The 23,903-nt window shown below is 71.5% G+C and carries 20 protein-coding genes; 10 read left to right on the top strand and 10 right to left on the bottom strand.

Annotation, left to right across the window (positions count from 1 at the left end):
* Positions 1 to 17: 17 nt before the first annotated feature.
* From ACGFIQ_RS31335 to ACGFIQ_RS31320, 4 genes are read right to left on the bottom strand one after another with little or no spacing between them, the layout of a single operon-like run.
* Positions 18 to 647 carry a hypothetical protein gene (locus ACGFIQ_RS31335; protein WP_393249105.1) on the bottom strand — a complete coding sequence of 210 codons (630 nt, stop codon included), beginning with the start codon at positions 645 to 647 and terminating at the stop codon, positions 18 to 20.
* A gap of 13 nt (positions 648 to 660) precedes the next feature.
* On the bottom strand, positions 661 to 1,761 hold the full coding sequence (locus tag ACGFIQ_RS31330; protein ID WP_393249103.1) for an SRPBCC family protein: 1,101 nt from the start codon (positions 1,759 to 1,761) through the stop codon (positions 661 to 663).
* A 54-nt stretch (positions 1,762 to 1,815) separates the two neighbouring features.
* Entirely contained in the window at positions 1,816 to 2,865 is a 1,050-nt protein-coding gene (locus tag ACGFIQ_RS31325) for an NAD(P)H-dependent flavin oxidoreductase (protein WP_393249101.1), read from the bottom strand.
* Between the two features lie 31 nt (positions 2,866 to 2,896).
* Entirely contained in the window at positions 2,897 to 4,003 is a 1,107-nt protein-coding gene (locus ACGFIQ_RS31320) for a hypothetical protein (protein ID WP_393249099.1), read from the bottom strand.
* 345 nt (positions 4,004 to 4,348) lie between these two features.
* On the opposite strand from ACGFIQ_RS31320, the gene ACGFIQ_RS31315 reads away from it, so the two are divergent.
* The 10 genes from ACGFIQ_RS31315 to ACGFIQ_RS31270 all read left to right on the top strand — a co-directional run bounded on the left by ACGFIQ_RS31315 (position 4,349) and on the right by ACGFIQ_RS31270 (position 16,372).
* The gene (locus ACGFIQ_RS31315) at positions 4,349 to 4,816 is read left to right on the top strand and encodes a hypothetical protein (protein WP_393249209.1); all 468 of its coding nucleotides are present in this window, start codon (positions 4,349 to 4,351) and stop codon (positions 4,814 to 4,816) included.
* On the top strand, positions 4,816 to 6,207 hold the full coding sequence (locus ACGFIQ_RS31310; RefSeq protein WP_393249097.1) for a hypothetical protein: 1,392 nt from the start codon (positions 4,816 to 4,818) through the stop codon (positions 6,205 to 6,207). Before ACGFIQ_RS31315 ends, ACGFIQ_RS31310 begins: the two co-directional genes overlap by 1 nt.
* The gene (locus tag ACGFIQ_RS31305) at positions 6,204 to 7,553 is read left to right on the top strand and encodes a VWA domain-containing protein (protein WP_393249095.1); all 1,350 of its coding nucleotides are present in this window, start codon (positions 6,204 to 6,206) and stop codon (positions 7,551 to 7,553) included. The genes ACGFIQ_RS31310 and ACGFIQ_RS31305 overlap by 4 nt, the downstream gene beginning before the upstream one ends.
* A gap of 14 nt (positions 7,554 to 7,567) precedes the next feature.
* Positions 7,568 to 8,680: an AAA family ATPase gene (locus tag ACGFIQ_RS31300; RefSeq protein WP_393249093.1), complete on the top strand. Its 1,113-nt coding sequence runs from the start codon at positions 7,568 to 7,570 to the stop codon at positions 8,678 to 8,680.
* Positions 8,677 to 11,550, top strand: coding sequence for a hypothetical protein (locus ACGFIQ_RS31295; RefSeq protein ID WP_393249091.1), 2,874 nt, complete (start codon positions 8,677 to 8,679; stop codon positions 11,548 to 11,550). Before ACGFIQ_RS31300 ends, ACGFIQ_RS31295 begins: the two co-directional genes overlap by 4 nt.
* Before the next feature lie 46 nt (positions 11,551 to 11,596).
* On the top strand, positions 11,597 to 11,815 hold the full coding sequence (locus tag ACGFIQ_RS31290; RefSeq protein ID WP_393249089.1) for a hypothetical protein: 219 nt from the start codon (positions 11,597 to 11,599) through the stop codon (positions 11,813 to 11,815).
* A gap of 387 nt (positions 11,816 to 12,202) precedes the next feature.
* Positions 12,203 to 12,610 (top strand): GntR family transcriptional regulator, encoded by a 408-nt coding sequence (locus ACGFIQ_RS31285; RefSeq protein WP_393249088.1) that lies wholly within the window; start codon positions 12,203 to 12,205, stop codon positions 12,608 to 12,610.
* Between the two features lie 88 nt (positions 12,611 to 12,698).
* A complete protein-coding gene (locus tag ACGFIQ_RS31280) occupies positions 12,699 to 13,589 on the top strand; it encodes an ABC transporter ATP-binding protein (RefSeq protein WP_393249087.1) in 891 nt (296 codons plus the stop codon).
* Entirely contained in the window at positions 13,586 to 14,575 is a 990-nt protein-coding gene (locus ACGFIQ_RS31275) for an ABC transporter permease (protein WP_393249086.1), read from the top strand. The genes ACGFIQ_RS31280 and ACGFIQ_RS31275 overlap by 4 nt, the downstream gene beginning before the upstream one ends.
* A gap of 186 nt (positions 14,576 to 14,761) precedes the next feature.
* Complete coding sequence (locus ACGFIQ_RS31270; protein WP_393249085.1) at positions 14,762 to 16,372, top strand: hypothetical protein; 1,611 nt, start codon at positions 14,762 to 14,764, stop codon at positions 16,370 to 16,372.
* Between the two features lie 51 nt (positions 16,373 to 16,423).
* On the opposite strand, the gene ACGFIQ_RS31265 is transcribed toward ACGFIQ_RS31270, so the two are convergent.
* From ACGFIQ_RS31265 to mmsA, 6 genes are all read right to left on the bottom strand, one after another.
* On the bottom strand, positions 16,424 to 17,254 hold the full coding sequence (locus ACGFIQ_RS31265) for an ABC transporter permease (protein ID WP_393249084.1): 831 nt from the start codon (positions 17,252 to 17,254) through the stop codon (positions 16,424 to 16,426).
* Positions 17,251 to 18,222 carry an ATP-binding cassette domain-containing protein gene (locus ACGFIQ_RS31260; RefSeq protein ID WP_393249083.1) on the bottom strand — a complete coding sequence of 324 codons (972 nt, stop codon included), beginning with the start codon at positions 18,220 to 18,222 and terminating at the stop codon, positions 17,251 to 17,253. The genes ACGFIQ_RS31265 and ACGFIQ_RS31260 overlap by 4 nt, the downstream gene beginning before the upstream one ends.
* A gap of 204 nt (positions 18,223 to 18,426) precedes the next feature.
* Positions 18,427 to 19,683 (bottom strand): ROK family protein, encoded by a 1,257-nt coding sequence (locus tag ACGFIQ_RS31255; RefSeq protein WP_393249082.1) that lies wholly within the window; start codon positions 19,681 to 19,683, stop codon positions 18,427 to 18,429.
* A 112-nt stretch (positions 19,684 to 19,795) separates the two neighbouring features.
* On the bottom strand, positions 19,796 to 20,899 hold the full coding sequence (locus ACGFIQ_RS31250; RefSeq protein WP_393249081.1) for a substrate-binding domain-containing protein: 1,104 nt from the start codon (positions 20,897 to 20,899) through the stop codon (positions 19,796 to 19,798).
* 52 nt (positions 20,900 to 20,951) lie between these two features.
* On the bottom strand, positions 20,952 to 22,241 hold the full coding sequence (gene mmsB, locus ACGFIQ_RS31245; protein WP_393249080.1) for a multiple monosaccharide ABC transporter permease: 1,290 nt from the start codon (positions 22,239 to 22,241) through the stop codon (positions 20,952 to 20,954).
* A complete protein-coding gene (gene mmsA / locus ACGFIQ_RS31240; RefSeq protein ID WP_393249079.1) occupies positions 22,238 to 23,785 on the bottom strand; it encodes a multiple monosaccharide ABC transporter ATP-binding protein in 1,548 nt (515 codons plus the stop codon). Before mmsA ends, mmsB begins: the two co-directional genes overlap by 4 nt.
* Positions 23,786 to 23,903: the final 118 nt, after the last annotated feature.

Raw genomic sequence — 23,903 nt, 5'->3', positions numbered from 1 at the left:
GGCCGCCCACCGCACCGTCAGCGTGTCCGGACGTACGCCAGCGGCACGCTCGTCGACTGCCCTTCCCAGCTGCCGAACAGGGCAGCCCCGGCGGTGTCGACAGCGCCGGGGCGACGGACGACGACCATCTCGACGGAGTCGGTGACGATGAGCGTGCTGTCCTCGTCGACCACCCGGCGCACGGCGCCGACCGGTGCCGCGTCGGCGTTCCCGGCGCCGCTGACGGTGACCGTCACACTCGGCTCGCGCACCTCACGCCGACCGTCCACCTCGAAGTACTGCTCCGCCTGGCCGGAGCCGGTGCGGATGGCATGGGCGAGCGCGGCGGCGTACACCTCGTCGACACAACCGTCGTACACCCAGCGCCGGCCCAGCACCGAGTGCTCGGTGGTGCCGACCAACCAGGTGTCCGCACCGTCGAGGGGTGCGGCTCGGTAGGTGAGCGGAACGTGGTGGACCGGCCCGTCGGGGGCCCCGACCAGTATCGTCTCGATGCCGACCTCGCCGGCCGGGTCGTCGAAGCGGTAGGCCCCTCGGCTCACCACCTCGACGCCGGAGGGTCCGACGTACCAGGGTCGGCCGGGAAGCCAGGTCGCCAGCAGTTCGAGCTTCGTGGGGCGCAGGGTCGCCTTGTGCAGCAGTGCCATGACGGCAGCCTAGTCAGAGGCCCGCGCAGGGTTGCCCGCCGATCACGCAGCTCTCCGGGCCCCGGGCCTTCGGCCGGCTGTCGCGGACGTCGAAGCTGATCGTCTGGGATCCCCCGGCCGCCACGGCGGCTCCGGTGAAGGTGATCGTCCGCCCGTCCTGTCGCCAGTTCGCGCCGTCGACGTCGTCGAGCGTGGTGCCCTCGCCGAGGGTGACCACCACGGCCCAGTCCGCCACCGGTGCGCCACCCGGGTTGTCGACCACGATCTCACCCGTGTAGCCGAACAGGCGGCTGGAGTCGGTCGCGTACCGGGCCACCATGGCCGCCGGCGGCGGGGGTGGCGGGGGCGGCGCGGCGGACTCGGGCGTGGGCGAGGGCGTCGCCGACGGGGTTTGGCTCGGGCGGGTGGTGGCCGACGCGGTGCTCCGCGCCGGTCGTGCCGAGGGGGTGGCCGTCGGCGCGACGGCGGTCTTGCCGGCCGGCACGGACGGCGACGGTGAGGTAGTCGGCGCCGGTGCGGCGGCGGGCTTCGACTCCGGCGGCAACGTCAGCCAGGCCGCCGTCCCCGCCACCAGCACGGCCCCGGCGACCGCGGCGACGAGTGTGCGACGTCGGCGGCGGGTGCGGCCGGACGCGCCGCGCGTGCCGACCAGCGGCAGCTCGGCGGTCAGCGCGCCGTCGCCGCGGCGCAGGTCGACCTGCTGGAACGCGAGCCAGTCGAGGATGGCCGGCAGACGCACGGTGAGCGCCTGGCGCAACTGCTGCTCGCGGGGGTCGTGCTGCTCGGCGGACCACGCGCCGTGCGTCGTGACCTCCCGAACCTCCAACCGGCAGCCCTGCTTGGTGGCCGTGACCGCGCAGGTCAACTCGCTGAGCCGGCCGGCCTCGTCGCAGGCCAGCACGAGCAGTGTCGGCTCCTGCCGCTCGGTCACCTCGACCTCGACGTCGACCTCGAAGCCGGGCAACTCGGCCGTGTGCAGCAGCAGGCGGTCCGCGACGCCCTCGACCGTGTCGGCCTCGGCGAACCACCGTCCGAGCAGCGACCGGTCGGTCAGTGCGCGCCAGACCCGGTCCGGCGGGTGGGACAGGTCGACCTGCGCACCGATCTCGATCACGGCGAGACTCTACGGGTTTCCCGGCCGGCGGCCCCGACCGCCCGAGGCTGTCGGTCAGCCCCAGCGCGTCGACCGCTGCACCGCCGCCGCCAGCGCGGCTCGGGCACCGGCACTCACCCCGGTGACCACCTCTGCCGCCGGCAGGTCCCGCGCGAGGGGGTGCGCCTGCCCCGCCCACAGGTTCGCGACCGACGCGTCCCCGTCGCGCCGGGCGGCGGCCAGCAGCGGACGCGTCAGGTGCAGCACCTGGGGATAACCGGTCGGCGCCGACGCGTCGTGTTCGCGAAGGAAGTCGTTAACCATTCCCCGGGCCCGTTTGCCGGTGTACGACCGGGTCAGCGCCGTCGGCGTGGTCCCGGCCACCGCCGCACGGTGCAGCGGCGAGCTGCCCGCCTCCGGGCAGCGCAGGAAGGCCGTGCCGAGCTGCGCCGCGGCGGCGCCGGCGGCCAGCACGGCGGCCAGTGCGGGGCCGTCGACGATGCCGCCGGCCGCCACCAGCGGCCGGTCGCAGCGGGCGGCGGCCAGCCGCAGCAGGGGCAGCAGCGCGTAGTCGTCGTCGTCCGGCAGACCCCCGCGATGCCCGCCGGCCTCGGTGCCCTGCACCACCACCGCGTCCACGCCCAGGTCGGCGGCGGCCGCCGCGGCGGCCGGGCGGGTGACGGTGGCCCACACCTCGGTGCCCCGCTCGTGCAGCGCGTCCACCACCGCCCGCTCCGGCAGCCCGAACACGAAGGACACGACTCCGACCGGGTCCGCGAGCAGCGCGGCCACCTTCTCCGGGTACGCGTCGTCCCCGCCGACCGGCTCACCCAGGCGCACCCCGCGCGCGGCGGCCTGCGGGGCGAGCCGTTCGGCGTACGCCCGGATGGCGGCCTCGTCGACGCCGCCGGGGTCGGGTAGGAAGACGTTGACGCCGAACGGCCGGTCGGTGCGCGCGCGAACCTGCGCGACGTCGGCGGTCAACCGCTCGGTGTCGATCATCCCGGCGGCCAGGAAACCCAATCCGCCGGCGGCGGAGACGGCTGCCACCAGCGCTGGCGTGGACGGGCCGCCCGCCATCGGGGCCGCGACGATCGGGTGACGCAACGTCGACAGTACGGACATCCCACCATCCTGCCGCACGGGCGGCGTGCGCTCACCGGCGCGCCGTGTGCCTCCACCGCAGCACGCCGGCCAGCCCGAGCAGCGCCACGAGTGTTCCGACGCCGGCCGCCACCAGCCAGGTGCGGTTGCCCGGGCCGGTGGTGTCCTCGGCGATCGGTCGGGCGAGGGTGGGCAACGCCGAAGCGGCGGAATCCGTCGGGCGCGCGGCGGTGGCCGGTCCGTCGGTGGCCGGGTAGCGCAGGATCGTCGGACGGGTGCCGGGTGGTTGGTCGGCGGACTCGGAGACGGTGAGCAACGATCGGCCGTCGCGACTGTAGGTGATCGACTCACCCTGCGGCTCGTCCGGCAACGGGGTGATCCGCGGGGTGCCGGCGGTCAGCGCGCGGACCACGTCGCCATCGGGCACGTCGTACTCGAACGCGTCGGCGTAACTGCGCAGCACCACCCGACGCCCGTCCGGTGCGCTCGCCGCGCCGGTGATCACACCGCGCCCGAGGAACGAGAACGGGTTGCTGGTGCTGGTCGTCGGCAGGGTCACCTGGCCGACCGAGGCCAGCGGCGTCGTCGCCCCCGGTGTCGGCGCGGCGGTCGGGGCGTACAGGAAGACGGTGCCACTGCCGCCCTTCGTGACGACCACCGGCCGGTCGGACGCGTCGAGCAGCAACGCCTCCGCGTCGTGCGGGCGGTCCGGGTACGTCATCCGGTGCAGCACCGGCTCGTCCGCCCCGGGGGCGAGCCGCCAGAGGGCGATCGTGGCCCGGGAGTGGTCGTTGTCGCCGATGTCGGCGACCCAGACGGTGCCGTCGCGGCCGATGGCCAGGTCCTCGGTGTCGCGGGGGCGGGACGGGTAGGCCACCGCCCGGAGCACCGCGCAGCGCTCGTCGAGGAAGAAGATCCGGCGGCGGGCCTCGTCGTCGGCACCGTCGTTGATCACCACGTACCCGTCGTCGGTGGCGACCATGCCGGAGAGTTCCCGGAGCCGGTTGTCGCGCACCTGGCACACCGGCGTCCCCGCCGCCGCCGCACCCGCGGCCGGCGTCAGCACGACGGCCGGCGCCACCACCCCGGCGAGCAGCGCCGCCAGCGCGGCAGCCGCACGGGCGCGCCGCCCCCAGGTCAACCGCCCGCGTACCCGCATCGCCCACCCTCCTCGTCGCGGCCGGGACCGGCCACCTGCCCATCCTGGCCGATCCCGGCCACCGCCGTGGCCGACGCGGGGAGGTAGCCGCGCGCGTCGTCGACGTGACGTCACCCACGCGTACCCGCGCTTCCAGGTTCGGCTCGGACTCCGGTCGTGCTGGTTGCGCCGAACGGTCCCGAAATCACGCCGCACCGCCGCTGGATCTGTCGTACCCGTAGTCCATGATCGTGTCGTCGCAGCGCCGCCGGCTCCCGGCGGGCGTGCGCAGCACCCTGATTTCTGTCGATGGTGGGAGGGCATGACGTGACGGACGCCGACGGCGCCGAATGGCGGCGGCGCAGCGTGCTGGCGGTGGTGCCGCCAGCACGGCCCCGCAAACTGGCCAAGGTGCCCTTCGTCGAGCTGGCCGACGGTCGGCTGCAGGGCGTCGTCTCAAGCGGGTCGGACGTCGAGCGGGTGTACGTCTCGTCGGTCTCCGCCGGCACGCACGCCTACCACTGCAGCACCAACAACAACCGGCCCTGCGGTGGCTTGCGCGGCGCTCCGTGCAAACACCTGCACGCGCTGGCCGACGAGGCGCTGCTCCAGTACGGCTCGGCGCGGGTGGCCCGCTACCTGCGGATCGATATCGGCGACGGAGTGGACGGCGGCGCAGAGCTGCTGGCCCGACTGGACGGGCAGCAGGAGGCCACCTCGGCGGCGATGGTGTTCAGTCGCTTCCTCCGCCACCTGTCCTACCTGGAACTGCCCGACAGCACTGTCGCTCTCCCCGAGTTGCACTGGTTCCCGGCGACCGGAGCGACCCGCTGATGCGCGGCACCCAGGTCGCCCACCTGCGCGAGGTGCCGGTCGGGTTGGCCGATGCGCTCGACGTGGTCGCAGGCTTCGACGATGCGCTCACCAACGGTTTGGGCCGGATCGGCGAGCGGGACAAGGCGGCGCTGACCGCGGTCGCCGACGCGGTGGTTGGCACGCCGTTGGCCGACGCGGTCGCCGCCGCGGTCGGCGCGGTCACCGCCGGGTCGGTGACTCCGGAGCACCTCACCGCGCTCGCCGGGGCACGCTCGGCGCTGCTCGGCGCGGCACACGACGCCCTACTCGGGCAGTGCGACGCGGCCCTGGGCCGGGCTCGTTCACCCTGGACCGCCCCGGGCACCGCGCCCAGCGACACGCCGCCGGCCCTCGCTGGCGCCCGAGCGTGGTGGCACGAGGTGGCGGTCACCGGCTGGCGGGGCGTCGACCACGAGCTGCTCACCGCCGCCGCCACGGTGGTCGAGGCCGCGCTGACCGCGCCGGCGTCACGACGGATCGCGGTGCTGCTCGATGGTCTCGCCGCGGAGCTACGGGCCTGCGTGCCGGTTGCCACCATGGCGGAGGTGCCGGCCCGCCGCTGGGGCGACCTCTGGGCCCGGGGCGTGCTGCTCACCGAGGGCACGCAGCAGAGCGACGAGGCACCACGGGTCTCCGGGCGACTGCTGCCCCTCGGCGTGGACGTGCACACCCACGACACGGCCGTGCAGGTTCAGCTGCACGCCGTCCTGGAGCCGACCGGCGGCGGACAGCCGCGGCTGATCCGCACGGCAGTCGCCGCCGCCAAGGTGGACACCATCGTCGGGCCAGCCGTCTGGCGGCTGTTGTCCGCGCACCCGCTCCTGCTCACCGCGCTGGCCGAGCACCGGGCACTGACCGTCACCGACCTGCCGCTGCGCGGCGGCGACCTGGGCTGGGCCGACGATCGGGTCCGGCTCGACGAGCCCGCCGATCCGTTCGCGACGGCCCGGGTGTTGTTGCCCGCCGCCAGCGCTGCCGCGACCGCCCCACTGGACCGGCATCCGACGGCCATCGCCGAGCCCGTGCTCGTCGAGGGCAGCCCGGTCCGCGACGAGGACGGGACACTCGCCGTCGACGTGGACGGCGAACGGGTCGTGCTGGCTGTCGACCGGTTGCCGGCCACCGGCCCCCTCACCACCGACCTGGTCGCCACCGCGTCGGCCTGCCTGGGCCTGCTGCGCTGGGACGACGGCCGGTGGCAGCTTCAACCGTTGGCGGTGCGCGCCACGGTGAAGCGGCGGGTGGTGCAGGCGCACAACGGAGATTGGGCGTGCGGCGTGACCGATCCGAAGATCGCCAAGGAGGAGGCCCGAGCGGGTGACGCCGTGGCCGTGCTGCGCGAGCGCGCGGGACGGTTGCTGCGCCGATGACCGAGCCGACCGCTGATGGGGCGTCCACCGACGCCAACCGCCGACAGGTTCTCTACTGGCGGCTACTGTCCCGCCTGTTCGACCGCGACGAGCAACCCAGCCTGGAGTCGGCAAGCGTGGCCGTGGTGGACGACCTCGGGTTGCCCGCCACCCTGTTGGACCCGGCGGTCTCGGTGGACACCGTCGTGCAGCGCTTCCCGGCACTCGCGGCGGAGCTGCGGGGGCTGCTCACCTCCGACGACGTGCCGGACGACAGCGACCCTGGTGACGCCGCGACCTTCCGACCCGGCGAGGCCGAGGTGCGCCGGGCGGCGCTGGTGTCGAAGGTGCTGCTCAACGTGTTCGCCACCGGCTCCGGCCCGGTCAGTGCCACCCAGTTGGCCCGGTGGCAGTCCGACGCCAGCTGGTTCGAGCAGGCGCTCGGGTGCGAACCCGGCGATCTGCGCCGTCAGGGCAGCGGGCTGGGTGCCACCCTCGCGGGCCTGGAGGGTGACCTGGTCCGGCGGATGCACCTGCGGGAGGTGCTGGCCGACCCCGCGCTGGCCAGTCAGCTGACTCCGAGCATGTCGCTGATCGAGCAGTTGCTGCGCGACAAGGCCAACCTGTCCGGCGTGGCGCTGGCCAACGCGAAGGCGCTGATCCGACGCTTCGTCGACGAGGTCGCCGAGGTGCTTCGGACGCAGGTGCAACAGACCAGCGTCGGCACGCTGGACCGGTCGGTGCCGCCCAAGCGGGTGTTCCGCAACCTGGACCTCGACCGGACCATCTGGCAGAACCTGACCAACTGGAGCCCGGACGACGAACGGCTCTACGTCGACCGGCTCTACTACCGGCACACCGCGCGGCGTACGACGCCGTCCCGGCTCATCGTCGTTGTCGACCAGTCCGGCTCCATGGTCGACTCGATGGTCAACTGCACGATCCTCGCTTCGATCTTCGCCGGGCTGCCGAAGGTCGACGTGCACCTCGTCGCGTACGACACCCGGGCACTGGATCTCACCCCGTGGGTGCACGACCCGTTCGAGGTGCTGCTGCGTACCCAGTTGGGTGGCGGCACCGACGGCACGGCGGCGCTGACGCTGGCCCGGCCCAAGATCGCCGAGCCGAAGAACACGGTGCTGGTATGGATCTCCGACTTCTACGAGGTCAACCACCAGGCGGTCTTCGACGGGCTCCAGGCCATGCACCGTTCCGGCGTCAAGGTCATCCCGGTCGGCTCGGTCAGCAGCTCCGGGCAGCAGAGCGTCAACCCCTGGTTCCGGCAACGCTTGAAGGACCAGGGCACCCCGGTCATCTCCGGCCACATCCGCAGGCTCGTCGTCGAGCTGAAGAACTTCCTCACCTAGGAGAGCAACCCCTCATGTCCGAGATGCTGCGCGCCCCCGCCGAGGTCACGTACGCCGACGAGCTGGACTACCTCGAGTCGGTCGACACCGGCCCGAAGCCGTTCTCGTGGCGGCTGAGCCCGCGCATGGTCCGGCTGTTCGTCCTCGGTTCCGAGCGGGCCGACGGCCTCGACCGGGAGATCCCCCAGAAGTGGTTCGGTGACCGCAGTTTCGTCGAGCGCAGCATCGTCACCCTGGCCTCGGATCGTGGCCTGCTGCTCATCGGCGACCCCGGCACCGGCAAGAGTTGGCTGGCCGAGTTGCTGGCCGCCGCGATCTGCCGCAATTCGACACTCGTCGTGCAGGGCACCGCCGGCACCACCGAGGACCACATCAAGTACTCGTGGAACGTGTCCATGGTGATCGCCAAGGGGCAGTCCCGGGATTCGATGATTCCGTCGCCGATCATGACGGCGATGGAGCGCGGAGTGATCGGCCGCGTCGAGGAGCTGACCCGCTCCACAAGCGACGTGCAGGATGCGCTGATCTCGATCCTCTCCGAAAAGTACGTCGCCATCCCCGAGTTGGAGCAGGACAACATCGTCTTCGCCCAGCCCGGCTTCTCGATCATCGCCACCGCCAACAGCCGCGACCGGGGCGTCAACGACCTCTCCTCGGCGCTCAAACGGCGCTTCAACTTCGTCCGGATCCCGGTGGTCACCAACAAGCGCAGCGAGGCCGAGATCGTCCGCTTCCGCACGGAGGAGCTGCTGCGCCGGCACCAGATCGAGCTGGACGTGCCACCCACCCTGCTGGACATCCTGCTACAGAGCTTTGCCGACCTGCGGGCCGGTGCCGCCGCGGCGACCAGCGACGACGAGAAGTTGGAGTCGGCGTTGTCCACCGCCGAACAGATCGGCGTGCTGGAGGACGCCATCCTGCACAGCCAGTTCTTCGGCGACCGCACGCTGCGGGCGGCCACGATCGCCGGGTCGCTGGTCGGGTCGCTGGCCCGGCGCAGCCCGGAAGACCTGGCGATCCTCAACAAGTACCTGCACGGCGTGGTGGAGCCGCGGGCACGCAAGGACGACGACGGGTGGGCGGGCTTTCTCGACGGTGGGCGTCAGGCGATTGCGTCCCTGTCGTGACCGCACCGACCGTCGCCGGCACGTTCGGCGCGTTGCGCGAGCAGCTCAGCGATGCGGTCTCCGCGTTCGCGGGCTCCCCCGACGCGCTCGGTGAGATCCTGGCCGGCATGGTCGACGACGTCGACCGCGCGCTCGGCGAGCGGCTGGAGATCTTCCCGGTCTGTCACCATTCACCAGCCTCCGCTCTGGCGATGGTGCGGCGGCTCCGGGCCAAGCAACCTCGGGTGATCTATCTGGAGCTGTGCGAGGATCTCCAGCCGCTGCTCGGGGAGCTGCGCAACTGCCGTCTGCCGGTCGCGGTGCAGGCGTTCGCGTCGGAGCTGTCCGGTTTCCCCGCCGACTGGGGTCCGCTCAGCGTTGTCGCCCCGATCACCGAGGCGTCGGCGGAATACCAGGCCATCGCGTACGCGCTGGAGACCCCGGGCGTGGAGCTGGTGTTGGTGGACCGCTCCACCGACCACGTCTTCCAGTGGTCCCCGCGCACAAACCCGGCGGCCGGTGACGGCGACACCGGGGCCGCCACCGACGCGGGCGACGAGTCCGGGCTGCACGGCGACGCCGTCGGGGTGGAGATCGGTGACCTGCGGCCCCGGTTCGCCGAGTTGGAGGCGTACCTGCTGCACCACGGCAAGGTGCGGCACTGGTCGGAGTGGTGGGACCAGTACGTCGAACGCCCGCTCGCCGGCGCCGACTACGACACCTACCGGCAGGTGATGGTGCTGATCGGCAGCCTTTTCCGGCGATTGCGCCCAGCCGGGTCGGACCGACTGGACCGCGACGAGGACCGCGAACGGTACATGTGGACGCGGATGCGTCAGCACCTGACCGCTTCCGACGTCGATGCCGCCGACTGCCTCTACGTCTGCGGCGCCTTCCACGCCGCCAGTCGGGTCGAGCAGTTCGGGTTGGGCTCGACCGCGGCCGATTTCGAGATCACGCCACGCACCGACACCCGCTGGCGGTACGGGCTGATTCCGTCGAGCCACTCGGCGATCGAGGCGCAGTTCAGCCTGGCACCCGGCTCGGTGTCGATCGCGGCGGCGACCTGGACGAAGGCGGTGAGTCGGCACCGGCTGTCCCCGTACCGGCTGGATGGACAACGCGTCGCGCCGCCCCGCGGCCGGCGGGGCCTCAGCACGACGCTGCCCTCGCCCACGGTGGGTTCGGTCAGCGACTCCCTCACCAGCTTCCTCGCCGCCCCACCGGACCTGGACGGCTTGGACGAGGCGGAGCTGCGCGGCTGGTGCGTCGACATCGTCCGGCTGGCCCGCCGCAACGGATACCTGGCCAGCACGGCCGACGCGATCGCCGTCTTCGAGACCTCAGTCCTCCTGGCCGGCTTGCGCAATCGGGCTCGGCCCACCCCGTACGACTTCGCCGACGCGGCGGTCACCTGCATCGAGAAGGATGTGGTGCCCGGCCGGAGGGACGTGCGGCGGCTCTGCGAGATCCTGCTGGGCGGCGACCGGGTCGGTCAGGTCGGTTACGACGCCCTGCCCCCACTGGCCCGCGACGTCCTCGACCGACTCCAGCCACTCGGCCTCGCCCTCGAGAAGCGGACCGTACAGCGGGCGCTGCTGGATCTGACCGGCCAAGCGGAGCTGGCCCGTTGCTCAGACCTGCTGTGGATCCTGCGGCACCTGCTGCCACCGGACGCGGTGCGTCCGATCATGGGTGAGCGTCGGCTCGGACACCGCTCGATCCAGGAGAGCTGGGATCTGGCGCTCGGCCGCAACCAACGCGCGCTGATCGAGCTGGGCTACGAAGGGGTCACCGTCGAGCAGGTGCTGGAGCAGCGACTGCGCCGGGCGGTACGCGGCCCTGACGCCACCGCCTCCGATGCGCTCGCCGCCGTCGAGGACGCCATCCGGCTGCTCGACAGCCCGCGGCTGGTCGACGAACTGGGCGCGCGTGCGGTGGACCTGCTCCGCGCCGAGCGCACCGCCGACGGCGCCCCGGACGTGCTGCGCCGCATCCGTCGCCTGCTGGCCCACTACCGGGCCACCAGGCCGATCCTGCCGGCCTGGTGCGAGGCGTTCGTGACCACCGGTTACGCGCACTACTGCACCCTGCTGCCGACCTCCATCGCCGCGGAGGAGACGGAGGTCCGACAGGTTGCCGCGATGCTCGGCTTCTTGTTCTCCATGGAGGGCTTGGCGCTGTCCCTGGGCTGCGACCGGTCCCAGTTGGAGTTGGCCGTCGCGCAGTCGCACCCGACGGCACCGGCGAAGGTCGCCCTGCTCTGGGCGGGCCAACACCAGCTCGGCCTGCTGCCGCTGGCCGAGTTGCGGGCCCGGTGCGCCGAACTGCTGACCAACCCGCTGGTGGTGCCCGCCTTCCCGCAGTATCTTGCCGGGCTCGTGCACGCGCTGGAGCCGGTGCCCGGGTTGGCGCCGTTCGTCGTCGAGACGATGTCCACCGCCTTCGCCCGACTGCCCGACCCGGTGCTGTTGCCCTGGCTACCGACCCTGATCACGACACTGCGCGACCAGGGTCCGGAGCTGGTGCCGTTGCTGGTCCGCGAGGCGGGACGCACCTTCCCAGGGGCGCTGACCGAGCTGGATGCCTGGGTTCCGCCGTGGCTGACACCCCCACCCCCGACACGGGAGGCGGTCACGCTCGCCGCACCGCAGCGGCAGGCGGGCCTGCTGCTCGTCGCCCACCCGGAGACGGTCGACGCGGTCGCCGGCCTGCTCGGTCACGAGGGCGGGTGGCTGCCAGCGGCCGATCCACCCGCCGGCCTGAGCGGAGCGGCCGCACTGCTGGCCACCCATCCGGAGACCATGGAAGCCGTAGCCGCGCTCCGGGCCGGTTCGGCCACTGGTCGACGCGATACGGCCGCCAGGCGTGAGATCGACCGCGACGGGTAGGCAGTGGCCCGGTGGCATGTCGACAACCGCCGGGCAGGAGGCTCCGATGAGCACGTACTCAGACGATCAGGGCGACACGTTCCCTCCCCCGGAGGCGGACGCCCACGAGCAACGGCAGGACGCCGTCGACTACGGGCCGCCGGACCGGGTGTCGGGTGACGTCGACCCGGAAGCGTCCGAGGCGGACCTGGCCGAGCAGGGCGCCCCCCCCGGCGGGCACGCTCGAAGAGGTGACGTCGCTGCCGGCCGACGCCAACCCGGCTGACGCCCTCGAACAGCGCCAGGAGATCCCCAGCCGCGACGAGGGCCGTCGCACCTGACCGCGTACACCGCCGGCCCGGCCGCCCGACGCCGGGGGCAGGTTCGCCAACACGTGTGATGCCGGTGAGTCATCAGATGACTCACCGGCATCACGCTTGTGCGTACCTGGACGGGTGGCCAACGAAGCTCAACCGGCGACGACCCGCAGAGCCGCCGCGGTGCCGCTGCTCTGGCCGAGCCCGGCGTGCACCCTCTCCAGGCTGTCCGCACCACCCGGGCCGCCACCACGGAAGCTGGCCGCCGCGCCGCGCCGTGCTTGACAGCGGCGAGGGCACCGATAAAGCTGTCTATTAGTCCTACTGTCGTAGGACAACAGGAAGGATCATCGCGAGTGATCGAGTTCGTGTTGGACAGCCGGTCGAAGGTGAACACCTACATGCAGCTCGTGCAGCAGGTGAAACAGGCGCTGCGCGTCGGTCTGCTGACGCCGGGCGACCAGTTGCCGAAGGTCCGGGACGTCGCGCAGTCACTGGCGATCAACCCGAACACGGTGCTGAAGGCGTACCGGGAGTTGGAGATCGAGGGTCTGGTCGGTGGCCGACCCGGGGTGGGCACCTTCGTGCAGCGCACCCTGGCCGGCGCGTCCCTGCCCAACCAGGCCGAACTGCGCGAGGACCTGGTCGCCTGGTTGCAGCGCGCGCAGGCCGCGGGCCTCTCGGCCGAGGACGTCATCGCCCTGGTGGAGACCACGCTGCGCGCCACCCTCGCCGACGACGCCCCGCAGAAGGAGCCCGCCTGATCGAGCGCGGCGAGGCAACCACCGGGCACCGAAGCAAACGCTGCGCCGCCACGAGACGGCGGGCGCAGGCGGATCGAGAGGACAGAGGATGGACATGGTCTTGGAGACCGACCGGCTGGGCAAGCGGTACGGCAGCACCTGGGCGTTGCGGGACTGCTCGCTGCACCTGCCGGCCGGCCGGATCGCCGCACTGGTCGGGCCGAACGGTGCGGGCAAGAGCACGCTCCTGCACCTGGCCGTCGGGTTGCTCAAGCCCGACGCGGGCGAGGTGCGCGTGTTCGGCAGATCCCCGTACGGCGACACGCAGGGCCTGGCCGACATCGGGTTCGTCGCCCAGGACACCCCGCTGTACCGGGACCTCACCGCCGCCGAGTTGGTCATCGCCGGCGGCAAGCTGAACAAGCGGTGGGACGCGATGCTGGCCCGCCAGCGACTGGCGCAGCTCGGCATCCCCCCGGACCGTCCGGTCGGCAAGCTCTCCGGCGGCCAACGGGCGCAGGTCGCGCTCGCCCTCGCGTTGGCCAAGCAGCCCCGGCTGCTGCTGCTCGACGAGCCGGTCGCCAGCCTCGACCCCCTGGCCCGACGGGAGTTCCTCCAGTCGCTGATGGGCAGCGTCGCGGAGTCCGGCACCACAGTCCTGCTGTCCTCGCACCTGCTGGCCGACCTGGAACGGGTCTGCGACTACCTGATCGTGCTCAACTCCGCCCAGGTGCAGCTCACCGGCGCGGTCGACGACCTGGTCGCCGAGCACCGTCAACTGATCGGGCCCCGGCACGACGGCGGCGTCATCGGGGGCGTCGCCGCCGTGGTCCGGGCCAGTCACACCGACCGGCAGTCCACGCTGCTGGTCCGCACCGACGGCCCGGTCACCGACCCGGCCTGGACGGTCCGCGAGGTCAGCCTGGAGGACGTCGTGCTGGCCTACCTGGCCGACGGCACCACGCAGACCAGGCACAGCGAGTGGGGAGTGGCAGCATGATCTGGTTGACCTGGCGGCAACACCGCAAGCAGGCGTTCTACACATTGCTGGGGCTCGCGGCGCTGGCCGCTCTGCTGGTGCCCATCGGCCTGGCGATGCGGAACAGCTACGCCGACCTCGGGCTGACCGACTGCGCCAGCCAACTCGCCCGCGCCGACGTGGCGCAGACGACCCGGGAGACCTGCGATGCGGGCTTCCGACGCTTCGGCGACCAGTACTCCAGTCTCAGTCTGGTGGCTGTACTGCTGATCACCCTTCCGGCGCTTGTCGGCCTCTTCTGGGGTGCGCCGCTTGTCGCCCGCGAGGTGGAGCACGGCACGCACCGGTTCGTCTGGACCCAGGGTGTCGGCCGGACCCGCTGGGCCCTGGTGAAGTTCGGGTTGGTGAGCGCGGCCGTCCTGGCCCTCGCGACGGTCTACGGGCTGGGCATGTCCTGGTGGGTCGACCCGCTCACCACGGCCGCGCACGAGGGCCGGTTCGGCATGATCGTTTTCGACCTGCAGGGCATCGTCCCGATCGGTTACACCCTGTTCGCCGTGGCGCTGGGCGTCTTCGCCGGCACGGTCTGGAAGCGGATGCTGCCCGCCATGGGCATCACCCTGGCCGGCTACATCGGCGTACGGGCGGCGGTGGAGTTGCTGGCCCGACGGCACTACCAGCCGGCCCGCACCCAGACGTTCCCGATCGAGGGGGAAGGCCCACCGGAGATCAGCCGGGGGGACTGGGTCCTCGCCCAGGGCGTGCGGAACCCCGACGGGACGATGATCGCGGAGGGCGGCCGGATCCAGTGTCCGCCGGGCGGTAAGGGGCCGGACGGTCGGGTCTGCGGAGCCGAGCTGGGGCTTGAGCCGGGCGCGTACAACTGGCAGCTGTACCAGCCGGCGGACCGGTTCTGGCTCTTCCAGGGGATCGAGACCGGCATCTTCGTCGCCCTGGCCGTGCTCCTGCTCTACCTCGCCATCCGCCGGGTGCGTCGGATCGCGTAGCCGCTCGACGGGTGATCGCCGGGGCCACGGGGCTCGGCGATCACCCGTCCGGCAGGCCGTCGACGGTCCGCGCAGTCGGATTCCGGCCCGTCGCCTACGCGACTCAACGTGCCGATCCACTCGCCCTCGGTGCTCCGATGTGGACTCCGGGCCCGGGTTGGCCGGGCCACCGGGATGGGAGCGCGCGTGAAGTCCAGAATCCTCCGTCGGGTCGCCGCGTCGGCCGTGGCGCTCGGCTGCGCCGTGTCGGGCGCGGTGGCGTTGTCGCCCTCGCCGGCGACGGCCAGCCCGATCCGCAACGCCACCGCCTGGTCGGTGCTGCTGTGCAAGTTCAGCGACAAGCCGGCGGAGCCACAACCGCCGTCGCACTTCGCCAACTTCCTCACCGCGGCCGGGGTCGGCACCGGCGGCGTGGCGGACTACCTCGCCGACCAGTCCGGCGGGCGGGTGTCGCTGGCCGGCTCGGTGGTGCGGGGCTGGTACCCGATGCCGTACACGTTGGCGCAGTTCCAGTCGATCGACAGGTGGACCCGGATCCAGCGCTGCGTGGACACCGCGGCCACCGCCGGCTACGCGGTCCCCGCCGGCAACCGGATCGCGGTCATGCTCAACGACTGGGTGGATTCCGGCGCGGCCGGCGGCCGGGTGCTGCTCGACCCGGGTGCCTGGAACGTCGGCTTCGCCGCGCACGAGATGCTGCACGGCTACAACCTGGGCCACTCGTTCTCCAACGACACGACGTACCAGAACGCGCCCTGGTCCCAACCGGGCGAGTACGACGACCCGTGGGACGAGATGAGCGCGATGAACATCCACGCGTTCACCACCGCGAACTACGGCACGAGCGCGGTCGGGCTCAACGGGCCGCACCGCGACGAGTTGGGCTGGCTGCCGAAGAACCGGATCCTCACCATGGCCGCCGACGGGGTCGGCTCGCGCACCGTCACGCTGGCCCCGCTGGAGGTGCCCGCCGCGAGCGGCACGCAGCTGATCCGGATCCCGTTCGACCCGGCCGACCTGTTCCGCTACTACACAGTCGAGTTCCGCCGCAAGACCGGCTGGAGCGCCGGCATCCCCGCCGACACCGTGCTGTTGCACGAGGTCCGCAACGGCACCCCCACCCTGCTGCGTACCGGGCCCGGCGGCGGCCCGGCCCAGTCGCTCAACGCCAACGGTGTGCAGATCGGCGTGAACTGGCTCTCCGGCAACAACGCGTCGGTGACGGTGACCACCGACGTCGTCAACCGCTGCCTGCAGGGGTACGTCTGGCGCGAGGCCCGTGCCGGCGACCTCGTCTGTGTCACAGGTGCCACCCGCAGCCAGGTGTGGGCGGACAACGCCGCCGCCGCGAGCCGCTGGGTGAGCGGCCCGTACGGCCCGCACACCTGCGTCGCCGGGTACGTGTGGCGGGAGGCGTACGCCGGGGACGACGTCTGCGTCACCGGGGCGCAGCGCAGCCAGGCCGCCGCGGACAACGCCGCCGCCCCGTCCCGGCGTAATCCGGCCCGCCTGGTGTCCGGCCCGAACACCTGCGTCAGCGGCTACGTCTGGCGCGACGCCGACCAGTCCGACTACGTCTGCGTCAGCGGCACGACCCGCTCCCAGGTGCTGGCGGACAACGCGGTCGCCACGAGCCGCTGGGTCAGTGGCCCGTACGGCCCGCACACCTGCGTCGCCGGGTACGTGTGGCGGGAGGCGTTCCTCGGCGACGACGTCTGCGTCACCGGCACACAGCGCAGCCAGGCCGTCGCCGACAACGCCGCCGGCCCCGGCCGGGTGTTGCGGCCGGCCGGTTGACCGACCGCGCCCCCGGGGGGTCGACCACCGGGGGCGCGTCCGTCGGGCGGGTCAGCCGGCCAGTCGCCGGTAGCGGGCGACCGAGAGCGGCAGGAAGACCGCGACCAGGACGACCGGCCAGAGCACCGCCAGCCACGGGTAGTGCTGCGCCGCCCAGGAGTCACCACCCCAGCCGGGGTTGCCGAACAACTCGCGGGTGGCGCCGACGGTCGCCGAGAGCGGGTTCCAGGCGGCCACCGCGCCGAGCCACGCGGGCATGGTGGACGGTGCGACGAACGCGTTGGACAGGAAGCCGAGCGGGAACTCCAGGGTCTGCACGGCCACCACGGCCGTCTGCCCGCGGGTGACCAGCCCGAGGAAGATGCCGACCCAGATCAGGGCGAATCGCAGCAGCAGGATCAGCCCCACCGCCGCCAGCGTGGCACCGCCCCCGCCGTGCGCCCGCCACCCGACGGCGAGACCGGTCAGCAGCAGGACCGCGAGGGTGACCAGCGCGAACAGCATGTCGGCCACGGCCCGGGCCGCCAACGGGGCCAGCGGTGCGACGGGCATCGACCGGAGCCGGTCGGTCACCCCACGCTCCAGGTCCTCGGCGACGGCGATCGTGGTGAGGCTGATGCCGAAGACCATTGTCATCACGTACATGCCGGGCATCAGGAACTCCCGGTAGCTGCCGCCGCCGGGCACCTGCAACGCGCCACCGAACAGGTAGGCGAACATCAGCACGATCAGGATGTCGAAGCCGAGTGCGGCGATCAGCGGACCGGGATCGCGTCGCCACCGGGCCAGACCACGCCAGATCAGCGTGGCGCTGTCGGCCAGGAGGGTGGGCCGGCCGGGCGTCAGGTCCACCGCCGCGACGGGCGTGCTGGCCACGCTCATGCGGCCACCTCCTCGGCGGTGCCGGTCCGCTGCCCGGTGAGGTGCAGGAAGACGTCGTCCAGGGTGGGGCGACGCAGCGCGACGTCCGCCACCGGGACGTGCACGGCGTCCAGCGCCCGCAACACGTCGACGAGCGCGCCGGCCCGGTGGCCGACCCGGACGCTCACCGTCCGCCGGTCCGCGTCGACGGTCGGTTCGTCGCCGGCGACCCGGCGTACCTGGGCGACGGCGACGGCGAGGTCGGTCGGGGCGGCGACGACCACCTCGATCCGGTCGCCACCGAGCCGGGTCTTGAGGTCGTCGGGGGTGCCCTCGGCGATCACCCGGCCGGCCTCGACCACCGAGATCCGGTCGGCGAGTTGGTCGGCCTCGTCCAGGTGCTGGGTGGTGAGTAGCACGGTGGTGCCGGTGCGCACCAACTCCCGGACCGCCTGCCACACCTCGTTGCGCCCACGCGGATCCAGACCGGTGGTGGGCTCGTCGAGGAAGAGGACGGCGGGTGCCAGGATCATGCCGGCCGCCAGGTCGAGCCGGCGGCGCATGCCGCCCGAGTACGTGCGGACCGGCTGCTCGGCCGCGTCGGCGAGACCGAAGCGGTCCAGCAGCTCGACCGCTCGCTGCCGGGCGCGGTGGCGACCCAGATGGAACAGCCGGCCGAAGAGCACCAGGTTCTGCCGGCCGCTCAGCGCCTCGTCGAGTGCGGGATGCTGACCCACCAGCCCGATGCGGTAGCGCACCTGGTCGGGCTGGCGCGTCACGTCGAACCCGGCGACCTCGGCACGCCCCTCGTCCAGGCGCAGCAGGGTGGACAGGATGCGTACCGAGGTGGTCTTGCCGGCCCCGTTCGGGCCGAGCAGGCCGCACACCGTCCCCGGCGCCACCCGCAGGTCGAAGCCGTCCAGCGCGTGGCGGTCCCGATACCGCTTACGCAGCCCGTCGGCCACTATCGCGTCACCTCTTGTCGGCACAGTGCTCCCTCCCGAATCGTCCTCGGTCAGTTCTACCGTACAACATACGGTAGACAGTACGGGAAGCTCGCGGTCAGCACGGGGACGGCGGAAAACAGGAAGGTCATGGCAGACACCACCCGTTCCGGAGCCAGCTGCCCGGCGGGTGGTTGCGGCGGCACAGCTCGTTCGCGGCCTGGTTGGCGCGGCGTGGCCGAGTGGTGACTACTCGGTGGGCCCGACCTGGCCAGCCACGCCGACGTTCAGCGGGTCGGCAAGGAGTTTGTCGAAGGCCAACTCGGCGGCGCCGATCAGGACGGCGTCGCGGCCGAGTGCCGCGGCCCGCAGCCGCAGGTGCTCGCGGGAGGCGGGCAGCGGCATGGTGTCCAACCGCCCGCGGACGACGTCCGCCCCGGCGGTGAAGATGTCGCGCAGCGACCCGCCGAACACCACCGCGTCCGGGTTGACCACGTTGACCAGGTTGGCCACCCCGAAGCCGAGCCACTCGGCGACCTGCTCGACCGCGGCGCGGGCGGTTCGGTCGCCGTCCGCCGCCGCGCGCAGGACCTCGGCCACCGCCGCGCGGTCGCTCGGGTCACGGCCGGCGTGCCGCAACAGCGCGGCCTCGGAGATCTCGGTCTCCCAGCAGCCTCGTGAGCCGCAGCCGCAGGGCAGACCGTTCGGGTTGACGACCATGTGGCCGACCTTGCCGCTGTGACCACGGTGGCCGATCACCAGTCGGCCACCGACGATGATGCCGGCGCTGATGCCGAGGTCGCCGTGCAGGTAGATGACGTCGTCGATGCCCACCGCCACGCCCCGGACATGCTCGGCCAGCCCGGCGATGTCGGCCAGGTCACCGGCCACGAAGCCGGGTGCTCCCGTGAACTCCGCATCGAGCGTGACGGCGAGTGTCTCGTCGAGGCTGGCGACCCGGATCCGGCCGTCCGGGTCGCGGGTGGTGTCGGTGACCGCGGCGGCGCCGCCGACCAGCAGCGCGTCGGTGGCCACGGACCGTTCCATGTCCCGGACCAGGCCGGTGAGGGGTCCGACGGCGTCGATGGCCGACATGCCACTGGGTCGCGGGATCTCCCGCCGGTCGAGGATCTGCCCACCGAGGCCGACCCGGGCGGCACGTAGCCGGTCCGCGTCGATGCTCAACGCGTGGGCGTAGACCCGGTCGGAGCGGGGACTGACCACCAGTGACGGGCGGCCGGCGCGGCGGGCGGTGGTCGGCGCCTCCTCGCTGACCAGGCCGCTGGCGACCAGGTCGGCCGCGAGGGCGCCGATGGTGCTTCGGTTGAGGCCGAGCCGGCTGGTCAACTCGGCGCGGGACGTCGGCCCGTGCAGGTGGACGTAGCGCAGCACGGCGCCGAGATTCTGCCGCCGGATCTCCTCCTGGCTGGCGCCGGGGACCGACGGCAGCGGGGATTCGGTGGTGCGGCCGACGCCGGCTGGCCTGGCCCGGACGGGTGTCGCCACGGTCAGACCTCCTTCCGGGTCGAAGCCGGTTGGCACGGGGGCGCGAGGACGACGATGGGTCCCGGTAGAGGAGACCCGGGACCCATCGGCGTTGCTGCCTACCGTGCGGTGATTACTTGGTGAGCGGCGCGAGCTTCGGGTCGGTGGCGTACGCCTCGGCCGCGTTCGCCTTGGTGACGGCGACCGGCGGGAGCAGGTACGTGTCGACGACCTTGCTGCCGTTGTTGTAGGACTTGGTGTCGTTCACCTGCGGCTTGTCACCGGCCTGGAGAGCCTTGACCATGTTGATGGTCTCCTTCACCAGGTTGCGGGTGTCCTTGTTGATCGTCATGTACTGCTCGCCCTTGACGATCGACTTGACCGACTCGACCTCGGAGTCCTGGCCGGTGACGACCGGGATCGGCTTGCCGGCGCCCTTGACCGAGGTCAGGATCGCGCGGGCCAGCGTGTCGTTCGGGGAGAGGACGCCGTCCAGCTCCTTGCTGCCGTAGGTCGAGGTCAGCAGCTGGTCCATGCGGGCCTGCGCACCCTCGGCCTTCCAGCCCTGGATGGCGGTCTGCTTGACGTCCTTCTGACCGGAGGCGACGACAACGTTGCCCTTGTCGATCTCCGGCTTGAGCACGCTCATCGCGCCGTTGAAGAAGACACCGGCGTTGTTGTCGTCCGGCGAGCCGGAGAACAGCTCGATGTTGTACGGGCCGTTCGGCTTCTTGGCCTTCATGCCGTCCAGCAGGGCCTGGCCCTGGAGCTGGCCGACCTTGAAGTTGTCGAACGCGACGTAGTAGTCGAGGTCCGGGGTGTTGGTGATCAGCCGGTCGTAGGCGATGACCTTCACGCCGGCCGTGTGGGCCGCCGCGACCTGGGTCGACAGCTGCGCGGCGTCGGTCGCGCCGATGACGATGACCTTGGCGCCCTTGGTGACCATGGCGGTGATCTGCGCCTGCTGGTCGGCGACAGTGGTCGACGCGCCGGCGTACTGCACGTCACCCTGGAAGCCGGCCTCCTTGAGGCCGTTGGTGAACAGGTCACCGGCGAGGACCCAGTTCTCCGAGGTCTTGGCCGGGAGGGCCACGCCGATCAGCGAGTTGGCCGGGAAGCCCTTGGCCGCATCGCCCTTGGAGCCGGAGTCGCCGTCACGGCCGGAGCCGCAGCCAGCGAGGGCCAGCATCGCGGCGGCGCTGATGGCGACCACCGACGTGCCGAAGAATTTACGCATGGTGAGGACTTGCCTTTCTGGATGTGTAACAGGGTGGTGAGGTCGGTGACCGTCAGCCGGACACCGCTGCCTTGGCGGGCTGACGCTCCGCGTCCGGCGGTGAGGCGGAGTCGTCGCGGCGGAACGGCCGCATCAGGCTCCCGATGATGGAGAAGCGCCCCTGGCTCTTGTTGTAGACGTCGATCGCGACGGCCAGCAGCAGGACCAGGCCCTTGATGATCTGGACGCGGTCGGTGCCGACGCCCATCAACTGCAGGCCGTTGTTGAGCACGGCCATCACGAGACCACCGACGATGGATCCGCTGATGGTGCCGATACCGCCGGCGACGGCCGCGCCACCGATGAAGACCGCGGCGATGGCGTCCAGCTCCCAGCCGTTGCCGTCCTGCGGTCCGGAGGCCGCCGAACGGGCCACGAAGATCATGCCGGCCAGCGCGGCCAGGACGGACATGTTCATCATGACGAAGAAGTTGACCCGCTTGAGCTTCACACCGGACAGCTCGGCCGCCCGGGAGTTGCCGCCCACCGCGTAGATGTGCCGGCCACCGGCCGTGTTGCGGGTGTAGAAGGAGTACGCGATGACCAGGACCAGCAGGATGATGCCGGAGATCGGGAAGCTGGTGCCGACGCGACCGCTGGCGAAGCGCAGCGCCGCGAAGGCGATCACGCCGACCATGATGGCCATCCGCAGGATGGAGATCCACATGGGCGCCGGGTCGGCGTCCATCGCCCGACGGGTGTTGCGGGCCCGAATCTCGCGCCACACCACTGCCAACGCGGCGGCGAGGCCGAGCAGCAGCGTGGCGTTGTTGTAGCCGGTGTTCGGACCGAACTCGGGCAGGAAGCCGGAGCCGATCTCCCGGAAGCCCTCCGGCACCGGGACGGTGCTCGCGTTACCGATGAACTGGTTGCCGCCCCGGAAGAGCAGCATGCCCGCCAGGGTGACGATGAACGCCGGCACCCCGATGTAGGCCACCCAGAAGCCCTGCCAGGCGCCGATCACCGCGCCGATGGCGAGGCCGAAGACGATGGCGGCGGGCCAGGGCAGATCCCACTCGGTCATCGACTTGGCCACCAGGATGCCGGCGAAGGCGGCGACCGAGCCGACCGAGAGGTCGATGTGCCCGGCCACGATCACCATGAGCATGCCGATGGCCAGGATCAGAATGTACGAGTTCTGCTGGAACAGCGCGATCAGGTTGTCCGACCGAAGGGTGAGGCCATCGGTCAGGATCTGGAACAGAACGACGATCGCCACCAGAGTGAAGATCATTCCGAACTGGCGAGCGTTGGAGGTGGTTCCTCCGAACAGGTTCTTCTGAAGGTCCTTCAATCGGCTCATCGTGTGGCCATCTTCTTCGTCGAGGTCATCTGCTTCATGAGGTTTTCCGGGGTGGCGTCGGCCCGGGCGATCTCGCCCGTGATGGCGCCTTCGAACACGGTGTAGATGCGGTCGCAGAGCCCGATCAGCTCAGGAAGCTCCGAGGAGATGACGATGACGCCCTTCCCCTGGTCGGCGAGCCGCTGGATGATGCCGTAGATCTCGTACTTGGCGCCCACGTCGATGCCGCGGGTCGGCTCGTCGAGGATCAGCAGGTCCGGGTCGGTGAACATCCACTTCGCCAGGACGACCTTCTGCTGGTTGCCGCCGGAGAGCTTGGAGACGCTCTCGTCGACAGTCGGGGCCTTGGTCCGCAACTCCTTGCGGTACGCCTCGGCCGCCTGGTACTCCTCGACCTCGTCCAGGACGCCGTGGTGCGAGATCTTGGACAGCTTGGCGGCCACCGTCGACGTCTTGATGTCGTCGAGCAGGTTGAGGCCGATCGCCTTGCGGTCCTCGCTGACGTACGCGAGCCCGTTGTCGATGGCATCCGCCACCGACTTCAGGACGATCTCCTTGCCGTCCTTGATGATCGTGCCCGACTCGTACACCCCGTAGGAGCGGCCGAAGATGCTCATCGCGAGTTCCGTGCGGCCCGCGCCCATGAGACCGGCGAAGCCGACGATCTCGCCGCGGCGCACCACGAAGCTCTCGTTCTTGCAGACCTGGCGCTCGGCGGAGATCGGGTGCCGGACGTTCCAGTTGCGGACCTCGAAGAAGACGTCACCGATCTTCGGGGTGTGGTCCGGGAACCGGCTGCTCAGCTCGCGGCCGACCATGCCCCGCACGATCCGGTCCTCGTCGACCCCGTCGGCCTTGACGTCGAGGGTCTCCACGGTCCGGCCGTCGCGCAGGATGGTGATCTGGTCGGCGATCGCCTCGATCTCGTTCAGCTTGTGCGAGATCATGATCGAGGTGATGCCACGGGAGCGGAACCCGCGCAGCAGGTCCAGCAGGTGCCGTGAGTCCGCCTCGTTCAGGGCGGCCGTCGGCTCGTCCAGAATGAGCAGCTTCACGTCCTTGGCGAACGCCTTGGCGATCTCCACGAGCTGCTGCTTGCCGACCCCGATGTCCTTGATCAGGGTGTCCGGGTCCTCCTGGAGACCGACCCGGGCCATCAGGTCCAGTGCCATCCGGTTCGCGGCCTTCCAGTCGATCGCGCCCCGCTTGCGCGGCTCGTTGCCGAGGAAGATGTTCTCGGCGATCGACATGCCCGGGATGAGCGCCAACTCCTGGTGGATGATCACGATTCCGGCGCTCTCGCTGGCCCGGATGTCGGAGAACTTGCTCTCCGACCCCTGGTAGACGATCTGGCCGTCATAGCTGCCGTACGGATAGACCCCGCTGAGAACCTTCATCAGCGTGGACTTGCCCGCACCGTTCTCGCCGCAGATGGCATGGATCTCGCCGGCGCGAACCACCAGGTTGACGTCGGAGAGGGCCTTGACTCCGGGGAACTCCTTGGTGATGGAGCGCATCTCAAGGAGGATCGGCACGCTGCTCATCGCTCGTACCACCTCGCCAACGTCATCGGTTGCCTCCGGAAGGTTGAACCTTCACTCGGTTTTGTTGTTGACGGCAACGTATTGCGGCCGGAGGGCCATCCGCAAGGCGAGGGACTGT

This window comes from Micromonospora sp. NPDC048898, assembly GCF_043198035.1.
Classification (GTDB): Bacteria; Actinomycetota; Actinomycetes; order Mycobacteriales; family Micromonosporaceae; genus Micromonospora.
The sequence above is the reverse complement of the archived record's forward strand: the minus strand, read 5'-3'. Positions and strand labels throughout refer to the sequence as shown.

Bases quoted from the DNA above. Each gene is read 5' to 3' on its own strand.
- ACGFIQ_RS31280 (WP_393249087.1), top strand. From the start codon at position 12,699: ATGGACATGGTCTTGGAGACCGACCGGCTGGGCAAGCGGTACGGCAGC.
- ACGFIQ_RS31310 (WP_393249097.1), top strand. From the start codon at position 4,816: ATGCGCGGCACCCAGGTCGCCCACCTGCGCGAGGTGCCGGTCGGGTTG.
- mmsA (WP_393249079.1), bottom strand. From the start codon at position 23,785: ATGAGCAGCGTGCCGATCCTCCTTGAGATGCGCTCCATCACCAAGGAG.
- ACGFIQ_RS31325 (WP_393249101.1), bottom strand. From the start codon at position 2,865: ATGTCCGTACTGTCGACGTTGCGTCACCCGATCGTCGCGGCCCCGATG.
- ACGFIQ_RS31250 (WP_393249081.1), bottom strand. From the start codon at position 20,899: ATGCGTAAATTCTTCGGCACGTCGGTGGTCGCCATCAGCGCCGCCGCG.
- ACGFIQ_RS31320 (WP_393249099.1), bottom strand. From the start codon at position 4,003: ATGCGGGTACGCGGGCGGTTGACCTGGGGGCGGCGCGCCCGTGCGGCT.
- ACGFIQ_RS31335 (WP_393249105.1), bottom strand. From the start codon at position 647: ATGGCACTGCTGCACAAGGCGACCCTGCGCCCCACGAAGCTCGAACTG.
- ACGFIQ_RS31290 (WP_393249089.1), top strand. From the start codon at position 11,597: ATGAGCACGTACTCAGACGATCAGGGCGACACGTTCCCTCCCCCGGAG.
- ACGFIQ_RS31265 (WP_393249084.1), bottom strand. From the start codon at position 17,254: ATGAGCGTGGCCAGCACGCCCGTCGCGGCGGTGGACCTGACGCCCGGC.
- ACGFIQ_RS31305 (WP_393249095.1), top strand. From the start codon at position 6,204: ATGACCGAGCCGACCGCTGATGGGGCGTCCACCGACGCCAACCGCCGA.
- ACGFIQ_RS31300 (WP_393249093.1), top strand. From the start codon at position 7,568: ATGTCCGAGATGCTGCGCGCCCCCGCCGAGGTCACGTACGCCGACGAG.
- ACGFIQ_RS31275 (WP_393249086.1), top strand. From the start codon at position 13,586: ATGATCTGGTTGACCTGGCGGCAACACCGCAAGCAGGCGTTCTACACA.
- mmsB (WP_393249080.1), bottom strand. From the start codon at position 22,241: ATGAGCCGATTGAAGGACCTTCAGAAGAACCTGTTCGGAGGAACCACC.